This is a genomic window from Achromobacter sp. ACM03, assembly GCF_014851665.1.
GTDB classification, from domain to species: Bacteria; Pseudomonadota; Gammaproteobacteria; order Burkholderiales; family Burkholderiaceae_B; genus Achromobacter; species Achromobacter aegrifaciens.
Map to the genome: position 1 here is coordinate 512,465 of NZ_JACVAD010000002.1, position 22,795 is coordinate 535,259.

22 protein-coding genes are annotated in these 22,795 nt (G+C 66.0%); 12 read left to right on the forward strand and 10 right to left on the reverse strand.

The features are described from left to right. The first annotated feature begins 182 nt into the window (after positions 1-182). On the forward strand, positions 183-1,424 hold the full coding sequence (locus IB257_RS10620; protein WP_119451691.1) for an MFS transporter: 1,242 nt from the start codon (positions 183-185) through the stop codon (positions 1,422-1,424). A gap of 8 nt (positions 1,425-1,432) precedes the next feature. Here IB257_RS10620 and IB257_RS10625 read toward each other — a convergent pair whose 3' ends face one another. After that, a complete protein-coding gene (locus IB257_RS10625) occupies positions 1,433-1,813 on the reverse strand; it encodes a cupin domain-containing protein (protein ID WP_054458825.1) in 381 nt (126 codons plus the stop codon). An 83-nt stretch (positions 1,814-1,896) separates the two neighbouring features. On the opposite strand from IB257_RS10625, the gene IB257_RS10630 reads away from it, so the two are divergent. The 3 genes from IB257_RS10630 to IB257_RS10640 all read left to right on the forward strand — a co-directional run bounded on the left by IB257_RS10630 (position 1,897) and on the right by IB257_RS10640 (position 4,444). After that, on the forward strand, positions 1,897-2,136 hold the full coding sequence (locus IB257_RS10630; RefSeq protein ID WP_054458828.1) for an Arm DNA-binding domain-containing protein: 240 nt from the start codon (positions 1,897-1,899) through the stop codon (positions 2,134-2,136). Next, positions 2,133-2,681 carry an ureidoglycolate lyase gene (locus IB257_RS10635; protein ID WP_054458830.1) on the forward strand — a complete coding sequence of 183 codons (549 nt, stop codon included), beginning with the start codon at positions 2,133-2,135 and terminating at the stop codon, positions 2,679-2,681. Before IB257_RS10630 ends, IB257_RS10635 begins: the two co-directional genes overlap by 4 nt. A 101-nt stretch (positions 2,682-2,782) precedes the next feature. Continuing rightward, positions 2,783-4,444: a hypothetical protein gene (locus IB257_RS10640; RefSeq protein ID WP_192492272.1), complete on the forward strand. Its 1,662-nt coding sequence runs from the start codon at positions 2,783-2,785 to the stop codon at positions 4,442-4,444. Between the two features lie 21 nt (positions 4,445-4,465). On the opposite strand, the gene IB257_RS10645 is transcribed toward IB257_RS10640, so the two are convergent. Then, entirely contained in the window at positions 4,466-5,053 is a 588-nt protein-coding gene (locus tag IB257_RS10645; RefSeq protein ID WP_125470304.1) for a hypothetical protein, read from the reverse strand. 144 nt (positions 5,054-5,197) lie between these two features. On the opposite strand from IB257_RS10645, the gene IB257_RS10650 reads away from it, so the two are divergent. Both IB257_RS10650 and IB257_RS10655 read left to right on the forward strand, forming a co-directional pair. Then, positions 5,198-6,727, forward strand: coding sequence for a DUF1254 domain-containing protein (locus IB257_RS10650; protein ID WP_192492273.1), 1,530 nt, complete (start codon positions 5,198-5,200; stop codon positions 6,725-6,727). A 97-nt stretch (positions 6,728-6,824) separates the two neighbouring features. Continuing rightward, positions 6,825-7,754, forward strand: coding sequence for a LysR family transcriptional regulator (locus IB257_RS10655; protein ID WP_054458840.1), 930 nt, complete (start codon positions 6,825-6,827; stop codon positions 7,752-7,754). 9 nt (positions 7,755-7,763) lie between these two features. Here the strand turns inward: IB257_RS10655 and IB257_RS10660 are convergent, their stop codons facing one another. The 3 genes from IB257_RS10660 to IB257_RS10670 are packed head-to-tail and all read right to left on the reverse strand — an operon-like array spanning position 7,764 to position 10,768. Further along, the gene (locus IB257_RS10660; protein ID WP_054458842.1) at positions 7,764-8,582 is read right to left on the reverse strand and encodes an SDR family oxidoreductase; all 819 of its coding nucleotides are present in this window, start codon (positions 8,580-8,582) and stop codon (positions 7,764-7,766) included. A 22-nt stretch (positions 8,583-8,604) separates the two neighbouring features. Continuing rightward, positions 8,605-9,804, reverse strand: a complete 1,200-nt coding sequence (locus IB257_RS10665; RefSeq protein ID WP_192492274.1) for an ABC transporter substrate-binding protein — start codon at positions 9,802-9,804, stop codon at positions 8,605-8,607. Positions 9,805-9,832: 28 nt separating this feature from the next. Continuing rightward, positions 9,833-10,768 carry a 3-keto-5-aminohexanoate cleavage protein gene (locus tag IB257_RS10670; protein WP_054458847.1) on the reverse strand — a complete coding sequence of 312 codons (936 nt, stop codon included), beginning with the start codon at positions 10,766-10,768 and terminating at the stop codon, positions 9,833-9,835. Positions 10,769-11,106: 338 nt separating this feature from the next. Between IB257_RS10670 and IB257_RS10675 the strand changes: the two genes are divergently transcribed. The 4 genes from IB257_RS10675 (at position 11,107) to IB257_RS10690 (ending at position 15,376) form a co-directional block, all read left to right on the forward strand. Next, positions 11,107-12,615, forward strand: coding sequence for an FGGY-family carbohydrate kinase (locus IB257_RS10675; protein WP_175180474.1), 1,509 nt, complete (start codon positions 11,107-11,109; stop codon positions 12,613-12,615). 84 nt (positions 12,616-12,699) lie between these two features. Continuing rightward, positions 12,700-13,641, forward strand: coding sequence for an ABC transporter permease (locus IB257_RS10680; RefSeq protein ID WP_054458851.1), 942 nt, complete (start codon positions 12,700-12,702; stop codon positions 13,639-13,641). A gap of 19 nt (positions 13,642-13,660) precedes the next feature. Further along, entirely contained in the window at positions 13,661-14,623 is a 963-nt protein-coding gene (locus IB257_RS10685) for a substrate-binding domain-containing protein (protein WP_192492275.1), read from the forward strand. Between the two features lie 12 nt (positions 14,624-14,635). Then, positions 14,636-15,376, forward strand: coding sequence for an ATP-binding cassette domain-containing protein (locus IB257_RS10690; RefSeq protein ID WP_054458855.1), 741 nt, complete (start codon positions 14,636-14,638; stop codon positions 15,374-15,376). Positions 15,377-15,467: 91 nt separating this feature from the next. On the opposite strand, the gene IB257_RS10695 is transcribed toward IB257_RS10690, so the two are convergent. Both IB257_RS10695 and IB257_RS10700 read right to left on the reverse strand, forming a co-directional pair. After that, positions 15,468-16,673 (reverse strand): FAD-dependent monooxygenase, encoded by a 1,206-nt coding sequence (locus IB257_RS10695; RefSeq protein ID WP_192492276.1) that lies wholly within the window; start codon positions 16,671-16,673, stop codon positions 15,468-15,470. Positions 16,674-16,691: 18 nt separating this feature from the next. After that, positions 16,692-17,669, reverse strand: a complete 978-nt coding sequence (locus IB257_RS10700; RefSeq protein WP_192492277.1) for a tripartite tricarboxylate transporter substrate binding protein — start codon at positions 17,667-17,669, stop codon at positions 16,692-16,694. 156 nt (positions 17,670-17,825) lie between these two features. On the opposite strand from IB257_RS10700, the gene IB257_RS10705 reads away from it, so the two are divergent. Next, positions 17,826-18,731 (forward strand): LysR family transcriptional regulator, encoded by a 906-nt coding sequence (locus tag IB257_RS10705; RefSeq protein WP_192492278.1) that lies wholly within the window; start codon positions 17,826-17,828, stop codon positions 18,729-18,731. A 54-nt stretch (positions 18,732-18,785) separates the two neighbouring features. Here IB257_RS10705 and IB257_RS10710 read toward each other — a convergent pair whose 3' ends face one another. The 3 genes from IB257_RS10710 to IB257_RS10720 all read right to left on the reverse strand — a co-directional run bounded on the left by IB257_RS10710 (position 18,786) and on the right by IB257_RS10720 (position 21,659). Continuing rightward, positions 18,786-19,067: a peptidylprolyl isomerase gene (locus tag IB257_RS10710; RefSeq protein WP_006385706.1), complete on the reverse strand. Its 282-nt coding sequence runs from the start codon at positions 19,065-19,067 to the stop codon at positions 18,786-18,788. A gap of 160 nt (positions 19,068-19,227) precedes the next feature. Beyond that, positions 19,228-20,673 (reverse strand): M81 family metallopeptidase, encoded by a 1,446-nt coding sequence (locus IB257_RS10715; protein ID WP_192492279.1) that lies wholly within the window; start codon positions 20,671-20,673, stop codon positions 19,228-19,230. A gap of 11 nt (positions 20,674-20,684) precedes the next feature. Further along, the gene (locus IB257_RS10720) at positions 20,685-21,659 is read right to left on the reverse strand and encodes a tripartite tricarboxylate transporter substrate binding protein (protein ID WP_054458863.1); all 975 of its coding nucleotides are present in this window, start codon (positions 21,657-21,659) and stop codon (positions 20,685-20,687) included. A 193-nt stretch (positions 21,660-21,852) separates the two neighbouring features. Here IB257_RS10720 and IB257_RS10725 point away from each other — a divergent pair, with 193 nt between their 5' ends. Continuing rightward, entirely contained in the window at positions 21,853-22,773 is a 921-nt protein-coding gene (locus tag IB257_RS10725; protein ID WP_175212719.1) for a LysR family transcriptional regulator, read from the forward strand. The last annotated feature ends 22 nt before the right edge of the window (positions 22,774-22,795 follow it).

Here is a 22,795-nt window from a genome sequence, read left to right on the forward strand (position 1 = left end):
GTAACTTTAGAAAACAAACCGTTAACAACACTGCCGCCGCTGTCCGGAAAGGGGCAGCGCTGGCATTCCCGCCATGCATGCAGCGAACAAAAAATAATCGGTTGATGCGCGCGTCCTGCGGCCCTGTAATGGACGCCGGTGCCTGCTCGCACGCAGGCGACGTTCCACTGCCGAGGTCCGCCATGCCCGTCCTGCGCAAGTCTTCACTCGATGCTTCTCAGCTGTTGCTGCTGGTGCTGGCCGGCGGCGTCATCATGGGCCTGGCGCTGGGCGTGCGCCACGTGCAGGGCCTGTTCCTCCTGCCCGTCACGATGGACCGGGGCTGGAGCCGCGAGACCTTCGCCATGGCGATGGCGGTGCAGAACCTGACCTGGGGCGTGGTCCAACCCTTTACCGGCATGATTGCCGACCGCTACGGCTCGGCCAAGGTGATCGCGGGCGGGCTGGTGTTCTATGCGCTGGGGTTGGTAGGCATGGCGCACGCCACTACGCCCGCCGGGTTCCTGTGGACCGCCGGGGTATGCATAGGCATCGCGCTGTCCGGCACTGCATTTGCCGCGATCTACGGCGCGCTCAGCCGGCTGGTGGCGCCCGAGCGCCGCAGCTGGGCGCTGGGCGTGGCGGGCGCCGTGGGCGGCCTGGGCCAGTTCACCATGGTGCCGGCCGCCCAATGGCTGATCAGCGGCTGGGGCTGGGTCGCGGCCCTGCTGTCGTTCGCGCTGGCGTTGGCCGTGCTGCTGCCCCTGGCTTGGCCGCTGCGGGAGTCTCCCGGCCGGGAGCAGGGCGCGTCCGCGGGCGAGGCGGGGCTGTCCATGTCCGCGGCCATACGCGAGGCCTTCGCCCAGCCCGGCTTCTGGTTGCTGAACCTGGGTTTCCTGGCCTGCGGTTTCCAGCTGGCCTTCATCGGCACGCATTTGCCCGCCTACCTGATGGACAAAGGCCTGCGCGCGTCCGACGCGGTGGCGGCGTTGGCCATCATCGCGCTGACCAACGTCATGGGCACTTATGTCTGCGGCGTGCTGGGCGGACGCCACCGCCGCAAGTACCTGCTGGCCGGCATCTACCTGCTGCGCACGGCCGCTATCGCGCTGTTCGTGCTGCTGCCGCTGTCGTCGTGGACCGTATATGTGTTCGCGGCGGTCATGGGCTTTGTCTGGCTGGGCACGGTGCCGCTCACCAACGGGCTGATATCCCAGGTGTTCGGCGTGCGCTACATCACGACCCTGTTCGGCTTCGTGTTCTTCGGCCACCAGCTCGGTTCCTTCCTGGGCGTGTGGCTGGGCGGCGTGGTGTTCGAGGCCACGGGGTCCTACGACCTGATCTGGCTGGGCGCGATGGCGCTGGGCGTGCTGTCGGCGGCGCTGCATTGGCCGATAGACGACCGCGAGATTCCCCGCGTCCGCACCGCGGGCGCGCCCGGATAGCGGGTGGCCTACAGCGGCCGGTGCTGCGTGCCCGCGCCCATGGTGATGTGCAGCATGCGGCAGGGACCGGCCACCTTGAGCGTGTGCCAGATGCCCTTGGGGACCACATAGGCGTCGCCCGCCTGCATCCGCACGGCCTGCTCGCCCGTCGGCCATTCCAGCCGCAATTCCGCGGCGCCTTCGATCAGGCGCAAGACCTCGTCGGCCTGCGGGTGCATTTCCCATTGCGGCCAGTCCTTTTCGAAGGCGTATTCGGACACCAGCCAGCCGCGGCCGAACCGCTCCAGTTCCTCTTCGGGCTGCGACCAGAAGGCGTTGCCGCCTTCGACGGCACTACAGGCGCCTGAGGCGTCCAGCAGGAGATAGTGCGACGACAGATTGGTAGTCATGTTGCGCTTCCTGGGGTGAGGAGTGTCGGGCCAGTGTAAAGCGATATCATGTGCATCTTCATCGGCTATAACAGGAGAGGGCGATGCGCCAGGGATTCGACGGGGTCAGGCCCGCGTCCGAGTCTTCCATCGAGATCGGCTTCTTCTATGAAGGCCGGCATTGCGTCGAACGCATCCGGGCCAAGCCCACCGCCGCCAACCTCAAGCGCGCCGCCGACAGGCGGGCCGCCATTCTCGAGGCCATCGCGCGCGGCGAATTCGACTACGACGCCGAGTTTCCCAAGCGCGGCGGCGCGACCAAGCCACCACAGGGTTCCGCATGACGAGCGACAAGCAGCTGGACATCAACGATCTGACGCCGGACGCCTTCAGGGCCTACGGTTGGATGCTGGGCAAGCCCATGCCGGACGGCAATGGCGTGCCGCTGTTCTCCAATCCGGATACTGACTTCTGGCAGGAGCATCTGTTCAACACCGGCGCCGGCGGCGACGCCGAGCTGCTGTGGGTCAACTACCGCAGCCAGTCCTTTGAAATCTCCAGCCTGGAAAAGCATCTGCTGACGCAGCAGGCCATCGTGCCGCTGACGGGCGAGATCATCCAGGTCGTGGCGCGCAGCGCGGCTGACGGCAGTCCGGACCTGGCCACGCTCGCGGCATTCCGCGTGCCGCAGGGGCAGGGCGTCTGCATGCGCCCGGGCTGCTGGCACGCCACGCGCGTCACGGACGAGGAAGTCACCTGCCTGATGCTGACCCGCCGTTCCACCACAGTGGACCTGATCCAGCACCTGACCACGGATGCTTCCGCCAGCGAAAGCGCCATTGTCGCGATTCCGGTCCAACGGCTCGAAGCCCAGGCCCAGGCCGCCTAAACGCTGATCTTCGCCGCTAGTCGCGGCGTATTCCCGCTTACCGGCAGGCAGGCGGGATGGCAGACTGCCGCCTCCGGTCATAGCAACCCAAGAATTCCCCCATGAGTGAAGTATCGATCGAGGCGCTGAGACGAAATCTCGCAGCCAAGATAAAGCAGGCCACCCAAACACCCAATCCGCCGCCCACCCGCTGGCAGCGCCTGCGCCAGCGCTTCCTGACTCGCGATCCCAAGGCCCGCGGCCTGCGTGTCCTGACCGTGGTCACGCTGCTGTATCTCTACATCGAATTCAGCTTCAGCGCCTGGCTGCTGGACGTGATGTCTGAAAACGCCAGCAACCGCGTGGACACGGCCGAGGCATGGGGACGCTTGATTTCGGGCTTTGCCGTGGCCCTGCTGGTCTGGCCCGTCATTTTCGCGCGCACCCGCCGATGGCGGATCACGGTGCCGTTGTTGATCGTTGTGTCGCTGGCCATCATCACCGCGGTGTATCAGGGGGAGCGCAAGCTGATCGACTCCCTGGTGGACAGCTCCACCGCTGAAAGCCGCGCCGCCGCCGTCACTGGCGCCTTGCTGCGTCAAGGGCTGGCCACCGGCACCGTAAGCGCCAGCATGCTCGATGGGCTATGGGCCGACGAGAACGCACAGTCGGTGGCCGGCAAGGCTTTCGTGGGCGTGGTGTCCTACATGGCCGCGCAATCCGACGCGGCGCGCCGGCAGACCATGGCGATCGCGCCCGAGGTGGTGCGCGCCGTGATCGAACAGAACGTGGGCGGGCGGGACGCGGAGTACCAGCGTTTCGTCGACAGCCAGGAAGATATCCGCGGCCGCCACAAATACTTCTACGAGCGCGGCATCCAGAACCACCAGAAAGAACTGGCGCGAATCCCGGCGCGCGCCGAGCGCGATTGGGAACACTACCTGGACCGGCTGGACGCCAAGAACCGCAAGTGGGGCCGCGCCCGCCTGCGCGACCGCAGCGGCGAGCTGGTACCCGGCTTCGTGGCGCCGCGCGTGCGGGACGAAGTGCGCAAGATGGGGCTGGAGGTGCCCGATTCCTGGCGCACCGGCGACAAAGCCTACTTCGTGCGCCTGGCGCAGCAGAAGTACCGCAAGCAGATGGACGAGGCGCTGCAACGCGAACTGGAAGGCATGCCGCCCAACCTGGGGCTGGAGGCGTTTGCCGCGCATCCGGTCGTGCAGAAGAAATGGCGCATAAGCCTGGGCTATCCGGACAAGGTGGCGCGCCTGACGCTGGCCGTGATCTCGGCGGACGAATTCAACAAGCGCTACTACCAGCCGGTGCTCGCCGGCCGCACCATGGACCGCCTGCAGGACTACCGCAGCCAGGCCCGCGACTACGGCGCCGGCGGCAAGCGCGAGGCCGAAGGAAAAAAGGCCTATGAAGCCATGATCGCGCCCGTGTTCGCCCTGACGCTGTCGCTGCTGGGCGCCCTGGTCCACATCGGCAAGACCAGCCTGCTGCTGGCGCAGCTTGCGAGCGGCTGGCGCTTCAGGAGTCCGCTGGTCAAGGCGGGGGCGCTATTGGCCGCGGTGCTGCTGGTCTGCCTGCTGGCGCGCGCGGCCATCAGCACGCCGCTGACCTCGCATCCCACCTACCAGGCGTGGACGCAAGCCGCGGGCGGGCAGTCGGTGTTGACGGCGGTGCTGGACACCATGATCAAGATGCAGTCGCTGGCCTACCCCGTGTTCGACGTGGCCAGGCAGGGGCTGGAATTCGTGGCGGGCAAGGCGTCCCGCTAGAGTGCGGAGCCACCCTCGCCGTCAATCCGCTTCGCTGTATTCGTAGCCCAGGCGGGCGAACAGCGGCCACTTGTTGCGGTAGTTGGCTGTCCAGCACATGCCGTAGTAGGCCCCGAATGGCTCTTCCACCTTGTGGACCTGGATTCGCGCGGCCGCCTCGGCGTCCGCGGGGCTGAAAGCCTGGCCCGGTGTCGGGTATAGATCGCCCTCCCATATCGGCTTGCCGCAGTGGGCGCAAAAGTTGGTCCATTGCCCTTGGTTGTCGGGGTTCTGGCGGTAGTGGGGAGACAGTGCCTGCATGGCCTGCGCCACCGCGGGCGACAGCAGCCCGGTCTGGGAAATCAGCGCGGGATCGGCAATATCCAGCCATTGCGGCGGGCTGAACAGCCACGTGCTGAAATCCGTGGGGCTCAGCCCGGGGCTGTCGGCATCGGCTTCGTCCAGCTCGATGTCGGCTTCCGTGCATTGATGGCCGGGCGGCACCGCCAGGGCGTGCACCGGCGTTTCTTCGCCGCAGCGCGTGCACGCATGCGTCGCCTGCAGCACGAAGTAAGAGGACGCGCGTATGTTCATCTGCGGGTATTCCGCGGCCGGATCTTGCGTATGCATGGGCTGGTGCTGTTCCTGTTCTCGCTCGCTGTTTCTTCTACATCGCCAGGAAATATGCCAGAATTCCCCGGACTTTACGCTTTGAATGCGATGCCGGCCGCATGGGCGTCGCCAACCTCACGCAGTGTTGTGTTGGAGCACCGGATGCGCGATAGCCAGAGTAGCACTGGATTTTCCTCCAAGGTCCGCGGCAGCGGTCCCGCGCTGATGGCGGCGCGCCTGATGGTCGCGGCCGCGCTGGCGGGCGGACTGGCGGGATGCGCCTTCAACTCCCATGATTCGAGCGGTTCGCAATCGGTAGGCATCGACGGCGTCACCGCGCAGCAGGCGCGCGCCATCGCCCGCGAAGCCTATCTCTACGGCACGCCCATGGTCGCAAGCTACCAGACCATGCATGCCTTCAGCATCGACAAGAACAACCCCCAGTACAAAGGTCCGTTCAATACGGTCAACAACGTCGCGCGCGTCTTCACGCCCGAAGACACCGCCTTCGTCACGCCCAACGCCGACACGCCGTACACCTTCGCGGTGCTGGACCTGCGCGCCGAACCCGTGGTCATCACCGTGCCCGCCATGGAGCCGCGCCGCTACTTCGTGCTGCAGCTGATGGACCTGTACACCTACAACTTCGCCTACATCGGCAGCCGCAGCACGGGCAATGGCGGCGGCCGGTTCCTGGTGGCCGGCCCGCGCTGGAGGGGCAAGGCGCCGGCAGGCATCACCAAGGTAATCCGGTCGGAGACCGATCTGGTCAATCTGGTCGGGCGCACCCAGCTCTTTAATGCGGGCGACCTGCCCAACGTCAAGCGCATCCAGTCACGCTACAAGATCCAGGCGCTGTCCGCCTACCGCAAGCAGCGCGCGCCGGAACCGGCGCCGGCGGTGGACTGGATAGCGCCCGAGCCGCCCGCGCAGATGCGCAGTTCGCTGGAGTTCTACAACCAGCTTGCCTTCCTGCTGCAGTTCGCGCCGACCCATTCTTCGGAACAATCATTGCGCGAACGCTTTGCCAGCATCGGCCTGGAACCCGGCCGGGAGTTCGACTTCAACAGCATGAACCCCGCGTTGCGCCGCGCCTTGCAGGAAGGCATGCACGACGGCCAGAACGATATCGACAAGAACCGCGAGGCCCTGAATGGCAAGACCGATCGGCTCTTCGGCGACCGCAATACGCTGAAGAACGATTACCTCGCACGCGCCACCGGCACGCAGGTCGGCATCGGCGGCAACAGCCGCGAGGAAGCGCTCTATCCCGTGCTGGAAAACGACAGCACAGGCCAGCCGCTGGACGGCCGCAACAAATACACCTTGCGCTTCGCCCCGCGCAGCCTGCCGCCCGTCAACGCATTCTGGTCCATGACCATGTATCGCCTGCCCGAACAGCTGCTGGCGTCCAATCCGCTCAAGCGGTACCTGATCAATTCGTCCATGCTGCCGTCGCTCAAACGCGATCGCGATGGCGGCATGACGATCTACATCCAGTCGGAGTCGCCCGGCAAGGGCAAGGAGTCCAACTGGCTGCCCGCGCCGGCGGGGCCCTTCATGGTCACGTTGCGGTACTACTGGCCCAAGCCCGCGCTGCTGGAAGGAAAGTGGACTTCGCCGCAGATTGAGCGGGCCAGACAGGCGCCGCAGGCGCGGTCCGCGCCTTCCCCGCTCCAGGTTCGACACTAGCGGCGGTCTGGGCTACAAGAAGGCCTCGCGCAGGCCGGCCATCGACGTCCGGCCGGGCGCAGTCGGGCAACCGACCACCCAGGGAGGCTCGCGCCGCATGAAGCGCAATTTCAATATTCACGACCTGCGCATTTTCTACGCGGTGGTCATGACCGGATCGACCCGGCAGGCCGCGCAGTCCATGCACCTGACGCAGCCGGCGGTCAGCCACGCGATATCCCGCCTGGAAGGCGCGACCGGCGTGCAGCTGTTTGACCGGTCCCACAAGACCTTGCGTCCGACCGAGGCCGGACAGTACCTGTACAGCGAGGCCAAGTTCGTGCTGGACGAGCTGGTCCGCATCGACGAGGCCCTGCACAGCATCGAACAATTCGGCGGGCGCGGCCTGCGCATCGCGTCTTCGCCCGCGCTGGCGCTGGGCTACGCGCCCGACGCGGTGCGGCGCTATCTGGACGCCAACGGCACCCGGCCTTTTTCCATCGACATCGAATCATCCGTGCAGGCCATCAGCGCGGTCGAAACCATGCGCGCGGACTTCGGCCTGGGCGCGGTGGAGCGCGACAGCGCCCGCCTGGCGTTCACGCCGTTTCTGCGCGCCGACGTCATGGCCATCGCGCATCGCGACCACCCCTTGGCCGGGCGCGACACCATCGCGGCGGCCGATATACCGCCAGACACCTATGTGAAGCCCTTGTGGTCCGACTATGTAGTGGCCCAGGGCGACATCGCGGATACGCTGCTGCTTAGCTCGGGCATGCGGGCGCACATGTCGCTGCTGCCCGGCACGGTGCGGGCGGTCCGGGGCATCAGCCTGGTCAATGCGCTCTCCGCCTGGGACATCGTGGCGGCCTATCCCGATCTGGTCGCCCGGCCCCTGGCGTCGCGGCAGTGGTTCGATTTCTACCTCATCACCCGCAAGGAAGAGCGCGGGCAGGACCTGGCCGAGCGGCTGCTGGACGCCCTGCGCGCCACGGCTCAGGACCGCCGCCAGGGCGTCTATGCGCATACGGTCCAGTTGCTGGAGTAGACGCCGGTCCTACTCCGCCGGCGGCTGCCAGGGCAGCGATTGCAGGTCGCCGTCTATGCTGATCGCCTGCCCGCTGATCATCGCTCCGAACGGGCTGGCCAGGAACAAAGCCATGTTGGCGATGTCGGCGGCCCGCACGAACTGCCGCAGGCTGACGCCGGCCAGCTCCAGCCGGGTCTCTTCTTCCACGGTCAGGCCCATGTTCCGGGCACGCGCCTCGATCACGCGGTCGATCCGCGGCCCCGCCACCAGTCCGGGCAGCAGCGCGTTGACGCGGATGCCATGGCCGCCCAGTTCGACCGCGAGCGAACGCGTCAAGCCCACCACGCCCCATTTGGTCGCTGCGTAGGGCGTGCGCATGGGGATGCCCATGCGGCCCGCCACCGAACTGATGTTGATGATGCTGCCGCCGCCCGACGTACGCAGCGCCGGCAGCGCATGCCGCACCGTGTGGAATTGCGATGCCAGGTTGATGTCCAGCGTGGCGTCCAGTTCCTGCGGCTGGATGTCCGCGATCCCTGCCGTGGGGCCGGCGATGCCAGCGTTGTTGACCAGCACGTCCAGGCCGCCCAGCTGCGCCAGCGCTTCCTGCATATAGCGGTCGATCTCTTCGCGCCGGCTCACGTCGGCGCGTGACCAGGGGTGAGGGCAGGCCGCCAGCGCCTGCTCATCCACATCGCAGACGTGCACCTTGGCGCCGCGGTCCGCGAATGCGGCGGCGATTGCCGCGCCGATACCGGCGGCGCCCGCGGTCACGATGACGCGCTTGCCGGACAGATCCACGGGCAACGCGGAAATGTCCCCCGGAACAACGTTCTTCATAGTCATGCCAGATCCTTGCCGTTACGGCTCAGGGCTTCATCAAACGGCAGGTCGATTCCGCCGGCGAGGTATAGACCTGATCGCCCGGCACGCGGGCCACCAGCTTGTAGTAGTCCCAGGGCGCCTTCGACTCCGACGGGCTCTTCACCTGCATCAGGAACATGTCGTGCACCATCAGGCCGTCGGCGCGGATCTTTCCGTCCTTTACGAAGAAGTCGTTGACCGGATTCGCCTTCAGCCATTTCATGATGGTGTCGCCATCGGTGCTCTTGGTGGCTTCCACTGCCTTCAGATAGGTCGTGGCGGCGGAATAGTCGCCGGCTTGCAGCATCGACGGCTTTTTCTTCATGGCGGCTTCGAAGCGCGCGGCCCACTTGCGCGAGGCGTCGTCCTGGTCCCAGTACCAGGCCGTGGTCAGATACATGTTCTGCGCGGCTTGCAGTCCCAGCGCGTGCACGTCCGTAATCAATACCAGCAGGCCCGCGATCTTCATCTTGGGCGTCAGGCCGAATTCATTGGCTGCCTTGACGGCATTGCTGGTGTCGCTGGCCGAGTTCGCCAGCCCCAGCACCGATGCGCCGGATGCCTGCGCCTGCAGGATGAAGGAAGAGAAATCCGCCGCGTTCAGCGGGTGCCGGACCCGCCCCTTGACGTTGCCGCCGTCGGCCTGCACCACCGCTGAGGCATCGCGCTCCAGCGCGTGTCCAAAGGCGTGGTCCACCGTCAGGAAGTACCAGTCCTTGTTGCCTTCCTTCATCATCGCGCGGGCCGTGCCGCGCGCCAGCGAAACCGTGTCGTACACATAGTGCACGGTGTAGGGCGTGCATTGCGAATTCGTCAGCTCGGAGGCGCCCGCGCTCACCACGAAGAACGGCGTCTTCTTTTCTTCGGCCACTTTCGCCATCGCCAGCGCTGCCGCGGAATTGGCGCCCGCAATCAGCATGTTCACGCCCTTCTGGTCCAGCCATTCGCGCGCCCTGGACGAGGCGATGTCGGCCCGGTTCTGGTGGTCTGCCACCAGCACCTCGACCTTTCTCCCCGCCACCACGCCGCCCAGGTCCGCCACCGCCATTTTGATCGCCTCTGCTCCGCCCGGGCCGTCGGCATCCGCCGACAGGCCGGACATGTCGGTGATGAAGCCGATGCGGATCACGCCGTCGTCGGCCTGCGCCATGCCGGCCGTCCCCAACAGCGTCGCGAGCGCGGCTGCGAACAATGTCTTTTTCATGTCTGTCTCCCCACTGAATGGATCTGGTTCAGAACGCGACGTTGTCGCGGCCCTTCAATTGCAGCGTTTCGCGCGCCTCGTCGGGCGTGGCAATCTGTAGCGAAAGGTCTTCCAGGATGCGGCGGATGCGCCGCACCTGGTCCGCGTTCGAGTGCGCCAATTCTCCCGGCCCGTCCCAAAGCGAGTCCTCCAGGCCCACGCGCACGTTGCCGCCCAGGGTGGCCGCCATGGTCGCCAGCGGCGTCTGCTTGCGTCCGGCGGCCAGCACCGACCAGATGTAGTCGTCGCCGAACAGGCGGTCCGCGGTGCGCTTCATCATCATTACGTCTTCGGGATGCGTGCCGATGCCGCCGCGTATGCCGAACACGGACTGGATCAGGAAGGGCGGCTTGAGCAGCTTGCGGTCGACGAAATGCGCCGCCGTATACAGGTGCCCGATGTCGTAGCACTCGATCTCGAAGCGCGTGCCGTTGTCGCCGCACGAGGTCAGGATGCGCTCGATGTCCTTGAAGGTGTTCTTGAAGATCAGGTCATTGCTGCCTTCGAGATACGGACGTTCCCAGGCGTGCTTGAACTCCTTGAATCGCTCCAGCAGTTCATACATGCCGAAGTTCATCGAACCCATGTTCAGCGAGGCCACCTCGGGCTTGAATTGCAGCGCGGGCGCCATGCGGTCGGCAAGCGGCAGCACGGGCGAGCCGCCCGTGGTGATGTTGATCACCACGTCCGAAGCGTTCTTGATGCGGGGCAGGAACTGCGCATACAGCGCGGGGTCCTGGGTAGGCTGCCCGGTATCGGGCTGGCGCGCATGCAGATGCACGATGGCGGCGCCGGCCTTGGCCGCATCCAACGCGGACTGCGCGATCTCATCGGGTGTGACGGGCAGATGGGGCGACATCGACGGCGTATGGACCGATCCGGTGATGGCGCAGGTAATGATGACCTTGTTCCTGGACTTTTTCATGGGCCTCGGGCTGCGCGCTTGCGCATGCGTTCTTGATGGTTTTCATGGCCCCGGTTGTCTCCTCCGGGTGTGGGCCATTCTGTCCCACGCCCGCTGCCCGTGTCACCTGAACAGAAATAATCAATTGATAGGATTTCCGGTGCTGCGGTGCAGCGACGCTGGATGCCAGCGCTGCGCGCGAGCCCTGACAGGACTACAATTTGCCTATGCCGGAACGCCCGTTCCGACGGCCATCCGATCACGCAGAAGCCGCCTCCCATGCTTGATATCCAGACCCTCCGCCCGCTGCGGGCCATGCAGCCCGGGCGCGGCCAGATCCGCCTGATGCAGGTGCCGGCATGAGCTACGTCCTGGCGGTGGATCTGGGTGGCACGCGCTTTCGCGCCGCGTTGGTGGACGATCGCGGCGGCATCGCGCATTCGTGCTTCATCGAAAGTCCGGCGCGTGCCAACCCCGCCGCTCATCCTGGCTGGGACGAGATCGACGCCGATGCCTGGTGGAACGGGCTGCAAGCCCTGACCGATGCGCTGGCGGCGCAGGCGGACGCCGCTTTCAGTGCGGTAGAGGCCATCGCGATCTGCGGCGTCACGCGCACGCAGGTCTTCATCGATGCGCACGGCGCTGCCATCCGGCCGGCGATCACCTGGCGCGATACGCGCGCGGCGGCGGACGTGGGCGCGTGGCTCGCGTCCATGCCGTCCTCCCATCCCGAGCATGGACAGATCAACGCCTTCCATCCCTGGGCGCGCGTGGCCTGGCTGTTGCACGCAGAGCCAGAGCACGCGGCGCGGGTGCGGCTGGTGCTGGAACCCAAGGATTATCTGAATTTCCGCCTGACCGGACGCACCGTGAGCGACACCGTGTCGATGGCGCGCCTGGCGGCGGCCGCCACGGCCGGACCGGACTGCGCCGACCTGCTGACGGCGGTGGGGGCCAATCCGGCCTGGGTACCGCGCCTGCTCGATCCGCTGGAGGTCGTCGGCGTCGTGCAAAAGGGTCTATCGGGCGCGTTGGCGCGTCTGTCGGGACGTCCTGTCGTGGCTTGCGCCAACGACACCTGGGCGGCCGTGGCCGGCCTGGGCGCACTGCGGCCGGGTTACGCCTACAACATCTCCGGCACCACCGAAGTTTTCGGCGCCGTGGGCGCCGAGCCGGTGCAGGCGCAAGGCCTGATGACGGTGGACTGGGGCGGCGGACATCATCAGATCGGCGGGCCAGGCCAGAATGGCGCGGATACGGTGGCGTGGCTCTTGCCGCTGCTGGGCCGCCTGGGCGACGAAGGCATGGCCGGGGTGGGCGAGGCCATGGACGCCTTGCTCGATGCGCCGCGCGATCCGCAACCGGCGCTGTTCCTGCCCTATCTGCAAGGCGAACGGGTGCCGTATTGGGATCCGCACCTGCGCGGCGCTTTTCTGGGCTTGAACCGTCGCCACGGCCCCGGCGACTTGGCCTGGGCCGTGCTGGAAGGCGTGGCCTTTCTCAACCGCATCGTGCTGGAGCGCGCCGAAAGCGCACTGGGCAGTCCTGTGGAAGAGATCCGCTTCGGCGGCGGCGCGGCGTCCAATGCCCAGTGGTGCCAGGTCAAGGCCGACATCTGCGAACGCGCTCTGGTGGTCGGCCAGGCCGAACAGCCCGGCGTACTGGGCGCGGCGGTCGCCGCCTGGACGGGCCTGGGACGCTACGGCAGCTTCGCGGCCGCCCAGGACGCGCTGGTGCGCGTGGCGCAACGCTATGAACCCCAGGCCGAGCGGGCGCACGCCTATCGCCGCATGTATCGCCAGTTCCGCGCCGCGGAAGCCGCGCTGGCGCCAGTATCGCGCGCGCTGGCCGGCATCGACATGGGCTGATGGCCCAGGTATAAACTACCTCGCCATCAGCGGGGCGCAGTGACGCGCCCACATAACAAGCAAAACGCAGCAAGGGTTGAGTCGATGCGCGGCATCCTGGAAAAGTACGGCACGGCAATCGCGGGATTGGTCCTGGTGGTTTTCTTCGCGTTGGCAGCCCCGAATTTCGCGGCGCCCAATAATCTTCTGAACATCGCCAAGGAAACCAGCTTCCTGGCCATCATTGCCATCGGCTTCACGCTGGCGCTGGTCACGGCCGAACTGGACCTGTCGGTGGCCGACGTCGCCAGCCTCGCGGCGGTCGTCACGGGCGCCCTGGTGCATACCGGCCAGCCGGTGCTCCTGGCCATAGGCGCGGGCCTGGGCGTAGGCCTGCTGTGCGGCCTCGTGAACGGCATCGCCGTCACGCGGCTGCGCGTGCCCTCGCTGATCGCGACGCTGGGCATGGCAGCCATGGCGCGCGGTTTCGCCTTCATGCTGACCGACGGCGTGTCCTATGTGGGCCGTTGGCCCGCGGCCTTCACCGACCTGGCGCGCGGCAAGCCCTTCGGCATTCCTGCCCTGGTGCTGTGGATGCTGGGCGCCGTGCTGCTTGCGTTCTTCCTGGTGAAATGGACCCGCACCGGGGCCCGCATGACCGCCACCGGCGAGGCCGGCGAATCCGCGCGGCTGGCCGGCATCAACATACGTGCCATGAAAAGCATAGGCCTGGCGCTTTCCGGCCTGTGCGCGGGGCTGGCGGCCGTGCTGCTCACGTCCAGCCTGTCTTCGGCCGCGCCGAATATGGCCGGCGACTACTTCCTGTACGCCATCGCCGCGGTGCTGCTGGGCATGACCATGTTCAACCCCGGCCATGCCAACATACCCGGCACGCTGGTCGCCGCGCTGATCCTCAAGGTGCTGGGCAACGGCCTGGTCCTCATGGGTGCGCCGTATTACGTGCAGGACATCGTTCTGGGCTTCATCATCATCGCGTCCGTCGCGGTGTCATCGGCCGTGCTGAAGAAAGCGGCCTTCAAATTCTGATCGGAAGGGGAAGAGAACCATGCGTAAATCCTTGATGCGCAATCTGCTGTTGGCCGTGTTTTCGGTGCCGGCCCTGGCCATGGGCGCGGCGGCGCACGCCTTCGACGTGGGCATCGTCGCGTTCCAGATGTCTTCGGAAACCCACGCGCGCGTCGCCAACGCCGCTGCCGAAGCCGCCCGCTCCAAGGGCTGGACCGTGACCCAGCTGAACGCCGAAGGCTCGCTGCCCAAGCTGGCCGAACAGCTCGACACCCTGGTCAACAAGAAGGTCGACGCCATCGTCATCGCCATGGGCAAGCCCGTGGAAACCGACGCGCAGCTGCAGGCCGCCAAGGAGAAGGGCATACCCGTCGTCGGCGTGATGTCCGGCGCCAGCCCCCACATGCTGTTCGACGTCGAGGTCAACGAATACGCCACTGGCGCCCAGTCCGTCCTCTACATGCTGGGCAAGATGGGCTACCAGGGCAACATTCTGTCCGCCCGCTTCGACGGCAACTCCGGCACCCGCATCCGCGGCAAGATGCTGGACGCCGTCCTGACCGAGAACACCGCCGTCAAGGACCTGGCCAAGTTCAGCATGGCCCGCACCCAGAGCTGGCGCGACGATGTGCGCAACGGCATGCAGGCGCTGTTGCTGCGCCATCAGGGCCAGTTCAAGGGTATCTGGGCCTCGTTCGACGGCCAGGCCTATGTCATCGACGATCTGCTGCAGGCCCAGGGCATGAAAAAGGGCGACATCACGCTCGTGTCCGTCGACGGCAGCCCGGAGACCTACCGCCGCATCGCCGATCCCAACAGTATCATCACAGCGACCATGATGATTCCCTTCGAGCAGATGGGCACCAAGGCCATCTACGCCATCGACCGGATCGTCGTAAAGAAGGAACCCAGGGAAAGCATCGCCGCCGGGCCCTACCTCTTCATGGACTCCGTCCTGGTCGACGCCAGCAATGTCCAGAAATTCCTGCAAACCGCCAAGTAAGAGCCAAGAGCCATGACCGCCGCGTTGTCGCTACGCCAGATCAAGAAGTCGTATGGCGCCGTCGAAGCTCTGAAGGGCGTGGACCTGGACGTGCCCCAGGGCAAGGTCATGGCCATCTGCGGCGACAACGGCGCGGGCAAGTCCACGCTCATCCGCATCATCTCAGGCGCGCAGGAACCCAGCGCCGGCGCGATGAGCCTGAACGGGCAGCAGGTCGCGTTCGGATCGCCCCACGACGCCCTGGTGCAAGGCATCGCCACCATCTACCAGGATCTGGCGCTGGCTCCGCGCTTGTCGATCTGGGAAAACATCTTCATGGGCGCCGAACTGGTGCGGCGCGTGGGGCCGCTCAGCATCCTGGATAAACGCCGCATGGCCGAGGATGCGCGCGGCTACCTGCAACGCCTGTCCGTGCCCATCGATGACATGGACCGGCCCGTGGAGCGCATGTCCGGCGGCCAGCGCCAGGCCGTCGCCATCGCCCGCGCCCTGCGCTGGGACGCCCGCGTCGTCATCATGGATGAACCCACCGCCGCGCTGGGCGTCAAGGAAACGGCGCTGGTTCTGAACCTGGTGCGCAAGCTGCGCGAAGAGGGCCGCACTGTGATCCTCATCAGCCACAACATGGCCGACGTGGTGGCGCTGGCGGACAGGGTGGCGATCCTGAAGAGCGGAACCAAGGTCATCGAGCGCGACGTGGCCGGGCTGGATGCGGACGCGTTGGCGCATATGGTGATGACGGGCAAAGAGTAAGGCCGCGCTTGGCCCCAGCGGCCATGCGAATGAAAAAGGCCGCCGCCAGCGATAGACCCAGCGGCGGCCTTTTTTTCATGTGGCGGCAGAGTCAGACCGGCGCTTCATCCGCGTTATAGCTGAACAGCCATTCATAGCGTTCACGCACGCGCGTTTCGTTCCACTCGCGGTCCACGTAGTCGGCGGCGCCTTGCGCGTGTGCCAGTGCCGGATTGTGGAAGCGCCGAGCGTTCTCGGCCGAACCGCGCACCACGCGAGATGCCCGTTCCACGCGCGCCGCTTCGTAGCGTTTGAATGCCTGGGGAACATCGTCCGGCCGCGCCTCCAATGCGCGCGCCAGTACATAGCCGTCCTCGATCGCCATTGCCGCGCCCGAGGCCAGCATGGGCAGCGTCGGATGGCAGGCGTCTCCCAGCAGGGTCACGCGGCCCTGCGACCACTCAGGCAGCGGTTCGCGCAGCATCAACGCCCATTTGTAGGGTTCGTCCAGCGCCTGGATCAGTGTCTGCACATCCTCATGCCAGCCCGCGAAATCCCGCGCGCATTCCGCTACGCTACCGCGCTCGGTCCAGGACTCCACCTGCCAATCGTCGCGCTCCAGGATGCCCACGAAGTTCACCAGTTTTCCCTGCCGCAGCGGATAGTGGATGACGTGGGCGCCCGGGCCTACCCAGTTGCAGGCATAGGGCTCGCGCAGATGCGCGGGCAACTTTTCGGCCGGGATCACGCCGCGCCAGGCGACGGTGCCAGAAAACGCCGCGGCGTCCGCGCCGAACAGCGCGGCGCGCACGCGCGAGTGCACGCCGTCGGCGCCGATGAGTGCCGCGCCTTCGATTTTTTCGCCCGACTCCAGTACGGCGGTGACGCCTGTGTCGTCCTGCGTGAACCTGGTGACCTTGGCGCCCAGGGTGATGGCCCGCGGGTCATTGGACTGCACCGCCTGCGCCAGAATCCGGTGCAGGTCGGCGCGATAGATCGTCAGGTACGGATAACCATAGCGGGCCACCGATTCCGCACCCAGGTCGAACAGCGGCCAGGTTCGTCCGCTGGACCACAAGCGGATACGCTTTCCGGCCGTCGGGCGTGCGACCTCCGTCAGCGCGTGTTCCAGACCCAGTTGATACAGCACGCGGTTGGCGTTGGCGCTAAGTTGGATGCCCGCGCCGACTTCGCGCAGCTCCTGTGCCTGCTCCAGCACGCGCACGCGCAAGCCGCGCCGCTGCAGGGCCAGCGCGGCGGTCAGGCCGCCCAGGCCGGCGCCGGCGATGAGATATAGGGGGGAGGCGTTGTGAGACATATGTTGCGGGGGTGTGGGTTAGTCAGGCTTGATGCCGGCTTGCTTGACGACCTGGGTCCATTTGTCCAGGTCCGTGCGGATCGATTGCGCGAATTGCTCCGGCGTATCGCCCACAGGCTCCAGGCCCAGGTCGGCCAGCTGGCGCTTGACCTCGGGATCGCGCGCTGCGGCGGCCAGCGCCTTGGTCAGGCGCTCGATCACCGGCTGCGGCGTGTGGGCGGGCGCCATGAGACCGAACCAGGAATAGGCTTCGAAAGGTTTGCCCAGCACTTCAGCCACGGTGGGAACGTTGGGCAGTTGCGGGTAGCGCTGCGCGCCGGTAACGGCATAGGCGCGTAGCTTCTGCGCCGCGATCTGCGGATACAGCAGAGTCACCGTGTCGAACAACAGATCAACTTGGCCCCCAAGCACGTCGCTGAGCGCCGGCGCGCCGCCGCGGTAAGGAATGTGCAGAATGTCCACGTTCGCGCTGCGATCGAACAGTTCGGCCGTGAGATGGCCGACCGAACCCGTGCCGGCCGAGGCCACCGTCAGCGGCTGGCGCCGAGCAAGGTCGAGCAGCGCCTTGAGGTCAGCACTGGGCAGGGCGGGGCGGCTCACCAGGATTAGCGGGCCGCGCACCGCCATGCCGATGGGGGTGAAGGAGGCGATGGGGTCATAGTCCAGCTTGGGATAGAGCGCGGGCGCCACCACCATGCTGCTGGTGCCGCCCCATAGCAGCGTGTAGCCGTCAGGCTGTTCGCGCGTTACCGACGTGGTGCCCACCGAGCCGCCCGCGCCTGCACGGTTCTCCACGATGACCGGTTGGCCCAGCTGTTCGGCCATGGTCTTGCTGAAGAGGCGCGCGCTCGTGTCGGTCGGGCCACCGGGCGGAAATGGCACCACTAGCCTGATCGGCTTCTCGGGGAAGTCCGCAGCCTGGACGGCGTGCGCCGGCGCAAGGGCCGCGCACGCGATGGCGAATGCCGAGGCAATTCGCAGGGGGAATCGGAACATGCTTGTCTCCTGTAGGCGCATTTGCGCTTTTGTTCTGGGCCCATCCGGACGGAAGGCAGCGCATTTCGCAATTGCAACGCAAACGGATAAACAAGTAAAACTGCGTTATCTTGTCTATTAACAAAGAAGTTTTATTAATTATCTGGTAGTCCACGCGTGAATTTCTCCCTGCGCCAACTGCGCGGCTTCCTTGCCGTAGCCGAACATGCCAGCTTCACCAAGGCCGCGGCCCAACTGCACCTGACGCAGGCCGGCCTGAGCGCCATGGTGCGCGAATTCGAACAGAGCATAGGCAGCCGCCTGTTCGAACGCAGCACCCGCGCCGTGTTGCTCACCGATGCGGGACGAACGCTCCTGCCCGTCGCCCAGCGCATGGTCGATGAACTGGGCGGCACGCTGCGTCAACTGGCCGCCGCCAGTACGCCGCAGGCGCGCGTGCTGCGCGTGGGCGTCACCCCGCTCATCGCCAGCAGCATCCTGCCGCAGGTGCTGCGCGCCTGCTCGGCAGCACAGCCGGAATGGCGTGTCGAAGTGGCCGACATGGACCGCAGCCTGATCCAACAGGGTGTCGAAGACGGAACCCTGGACGCCGGTTTCGGCGCCTTCTTCCAGAAAGCGGCTGGCCTGCGCCGCCGCGGGTTGCTCCCCGCCGAACTGGTGCTGGCGCAATCGGCCGAACATATCGCCCGGACCCGCCGTGCTCCCTTGCCCTGGCAGCGGCTCGATCCCGCCAGTCTCATCGTGCTGCCTTCCAGCAACCCCATCCAGCAACTGATAGACCGGCACGTTCCTCGCATGCCCGATGTCGCGAACCTCCCGCCGCGCCGCGTCTACAGCCACCTGGAAACTATCCTGGCCATGGTCGAGTCCGGGCTGGGCCAAGCCGTCGTGCCCTCGTTTGCCGCCTTGACCGGCACGCGCTGGCGCGTGCAGCTCCGGGCCCTTACGCCTCGCGTGGCGCTGGACTACGCCATCGTCACCCGCAGTGGCCGCCGTGACAGCGCCGGATTGACCGCGTTCGTGGACTGCCTGAGAGCGGCGGCCCAGATGCGCGAGCCATAAAGAAAGCCGCCGCCAGTTGCCTGGCGGCGGCTTTCTTTGAGACTGCTGCTGGACTTAGTCCTTGCGGCTGGTCACTTCAACCAGGTGGTAGCCGAACTGGGTCTTCACCGGACCCTGGACCTCGCCGACCGGGGCGCTGAACACCACGGTGTCGAATTCCTTGACCATCTGGCCCGGACCGAACGTACCCAGGTTGCCGCCGTCGCGCGAGGACGGGCAGCTGGAGTTTTCCTTGGCCAGCTGAGCGAAGTCGGCGCCGTTCTCGATGGCGGTCTTCAGTTCGTTGGCCTTGGCTTCGGTGGAGACGAGGATGTGGCGGGCGGAGGCTTGTGCCATTTGGGGCTCCTTGCGGACTTGAATTGGGGAGGGGGAGAGTAACGCATTCAGCGGACTGGCGCTGGCCAGGCTAGGGTAACTCGCGGATGATGAACCACTGACGACTGTTGTGTATCCCTTCAATACAAGACGTCCGGGGGCCAGCGTTCCGGAAATTTTGTCACATATCGATCGGCCACTTTGGCCTAGGAATATGTTTATACGGCAGGTTCCTCTGGTCCAGCGTCGCCGACCCCGGCGCATCCGCAAAGATCACATGCCGCGCTACTTTCGAGAACGACGCCTGGAAATGCTGCGCCGACTTCACCACGATCAGCGCCTTCTCCTCCAGCCGGCACCCCAACTGCGTGAACACATCGATATCCATGGCCTGGGCCCGCACCGTGATCAGCACGATCTCGATACCATCTGCTTCGACCAGGGCGGAATTCCCCACGACAGCCGGCGATCCGGACAACCCCGTCATGACCATGTCCGGCACCAGCGCCTTGACCGTACACATCAAGTCCAGCGGTTCCCCTGACAGGGGGCTGATCTTGCCCCCGATGCGCAAGGGCAAGCGCGCGCCGACGCCAGCGCTGAAAGCGATGCGGACGGCGATGGGATCCCACATGGGGCCTATCGCCGCATTGCGCACGCCCCGTTGCAGCAGGCGCCGCAGCAGGAAGGTGGAGTCGCCCGCACCCCCGCCGCCGGGATTGTCAGCGGCATCGGCAATGACGACAGGCGTTGCGCCATATGCCAGAGCCTGGTCGATAGCTTCGTCCGGTTTGGGGTAGACGGGCGTCAACACTTCGCGCATGCCTATGAGCTCGTCAGCCAGGCGCCGCGCAAGCTGCTGGGCGGCCTGGGCGTTGCCGTCGGCATAGACCAGCAGCTTGGTCCCCATGTCGGGCACGTCGCCCCAGGCGAAGCTGTGCACCACGGAAATGGAGAGTATGCCGTTGCTGCCTTCCAGCGCGCTGATGCGGTCGATATAGCTGCGCGCCGGTTCCTGTGGCGTGCGGATGGTGACGACCATCTCGCAGTCGGCCACGGCGGCAACCGGGGCGATGCGCCGATCGACGATTGCCGCGCAGAAGTCCACCAGTTCCAGCGCGCGTTCGCGGATGTCGGTGTGGGGATATTCCTTGTAGGCGACCAGCATGTCGGCGTTGGCGACCATGGCGTCCGACAGATGGCAATGCGGATCCAGCTCCGCGCCCACGACAACCTCGGGGCCGACGATGCCGCGGACGCGCGCCAGCAGATCGCCTTCGCAGTCTTCGTAGCCGTCGGCCACCATGGCTCCATGCAGGCCCAGCACCACCATGTCGACGGGCAAGGCCTGTCGCAGGTCGCGCAGCAGTTCATCGCGCAAAGTCTCGTAGGCATGGCGCGTAGTAATGCCGCCGGGTTGGGCGCCGGCGGCCATGCCTTCGATCACGGTCCAGCCGTGTTGCGCGCCGCGCTGGCGCGCTGCCCACAGAGGTCCGCTGAAGATGGTCATCTCGGGAGGATGGGTGCCTGCGGGGTAGTAGCCCCGGTCGGAAAAATCATCCAGCGAGGTGGGCAGCGGAGCGAACGTATTGGTTTCCGTGGACAGCGAACCGGTGAAAACGCGCATGGTACGAGTGCTTAGTCTGCGGTGGCGCCAGAGGCCTTGACGACGTCGGCGTACTTGGCGATTTCGGAGGCGACGTGCTGGCGCAGTTCTTCCGTCGTGCCGCCGCCGGGCGTGGCGACCATGCCGGCGAGCTTCTCCTGGATTTCCTTCTCTGCCAGGATCGCGTTGACTTCCTTGTTCAGCTTTTCCACGATGCCGGCGGGCGTGCCGGCAGGCGTGAACAGCGCGTACCAGGACGTCATCTCGTAACCCTTGACGGTGGCGTCGATGGTGGGGATCTCGGGCGCAAAGGGCTGGACGGTAGCGCTGGTGACGCCCAGTGCGCGCAGCTTGCCGCCCTGGATGAGCTGCATGACCGAAGGCGCGGTGTCGAACATCACCTGGATGCGGCCGGCCATCAGGTCGGTGAGGGCGGGTGCGCTGCCCTTGTACTGCACGTGTTCCATTTCCACGCCCGTCATCATCTTGAACAGTTCAGCCGACAGGCGGGTCGACGAGCCTGCGCCGGACGAGGCGAAGAAAATGTTCTTGGGGTTGGCTTTGGCGTAGGTGATGAACTCCTGCACCGTCTTGGCCGGCACGGTGTTGTTCACCACCATGATGTTGGGAAAGCGCGTCAGCAGCGCCACCGGCGCGAAGTCCTTCTGGAAGTCGAAGGACAGTTCCTTGTACAGCGACACGTTGATGGTGCTGGCGTTCGAGCCCAGCAGGATGGTGTAGCCGTCGTTGGGCGAGCGCGCCACGGTCGCGGCGGCGATGTTGCTGGCGGCGCCGGGACGGTTCTCGACCACGAAGGTCTGGCCCAGCTTGTCCGACAGGCGGCCGGCGATCAGCCGCGCCACGGCGTCGGACGAGCCGCCCGGCGCGTAGCCGACCACGACCTTGACGGGCTTGCTCGGGTAGGCAGCTTCCGGCGAGGCGAAAGCGGCCTGTTGACTGAATACGCTCAGGGTTGCGGCAGCGAGGATCGAAGCGAAGAGTTTCATGCTTAAAGGCTCGAAATGGGCGTTACCTCGCATTGCCGCCGCCGCTGGCTTCCAGCTTGCGGCTCGCAACCGAGCGGATTTGAAAGTACGCGCATTATTCGCAATCGCAGGCCTGTAAATCAATGTAAGCTGCGAGGGATTTTGTTGCTAAAAAGGCAACGATTTAGAGAAATCGTAGAAAAAGGGGACAAGCATGGACGGAGGACTGAGCGCGCGGCGCCTGCAATACTTCTTCGAGGCGGTGACGACCGGATCGGTGCGCGGCGCCGCCGAGCGCCTGGGGGTGGAGCCTTCCATCGTCAGCCGTCAGATCCAGTTGCTGGAGACGGAGCTGGGCGTGGCGCTGCTGGAGCGCAAGGGCCGGGGCATCGTGCCCACCGACATGGCCTCGATTGTGATGGACCACTGCCGCGACCGGCAGGCCAGCGAGCAGGCCTTGCGGGCCCGGCTGGACGAGGTCAATGGTTTGCAACGCGGCGATATCCAGATCGTCACCAGCGAGGGCTTCGTCGATATCCTGATGAGCGGCGTGGTGGATGAATTCTGCCGGCAGCATCCTGGCGTGCGGGTTTCGCTGAAAGTGGCCGGCGCTTCCGACGCGGTGCGCGCCGTGGTGCACGACGACGCCCATATTGGCGTGGTGTTCGGCGCGCCGGCGGACCCCGGCATACGCGTGGTTCACACGCGCAACCATCCGTTGTGCGTGATCGCGTGGCCGGATCATCCGCTGGCGCGGCAGCGCAAGCGGCCGACGCTGAAGGACGTGGAGCGCTATCCGATTGCGCTGATGGGGCCGGGCTTCGGCTTGCGCCAGCTGATCGAGATGGCGGAACTATCGGAGAACATCGTGCTGTCGCCCAGCTTCATCGCCAACTCGGTGGTGACCTTGAAGCGCTATGTGGAGAGCCGCCTGGGGCTGACCTTCACGTCGGCGAACTCGGTGGTGAAGGAGGTGGCTCGGGGTGAGTTGGTGGCGCTGCGCACCACCAATCCCATCTTCGAGGCGGCGCAGACGCGGCTGATCGTGCGGGCGAATCGGCCGTTGACCAGCGCGGCTAGAGGCATGCTGGAAAGAATCCAGGCATCGCCGCTGTTCCACGGCGCGAAGCCGTAGCGGGCGATGCCTGGCGTGGTCC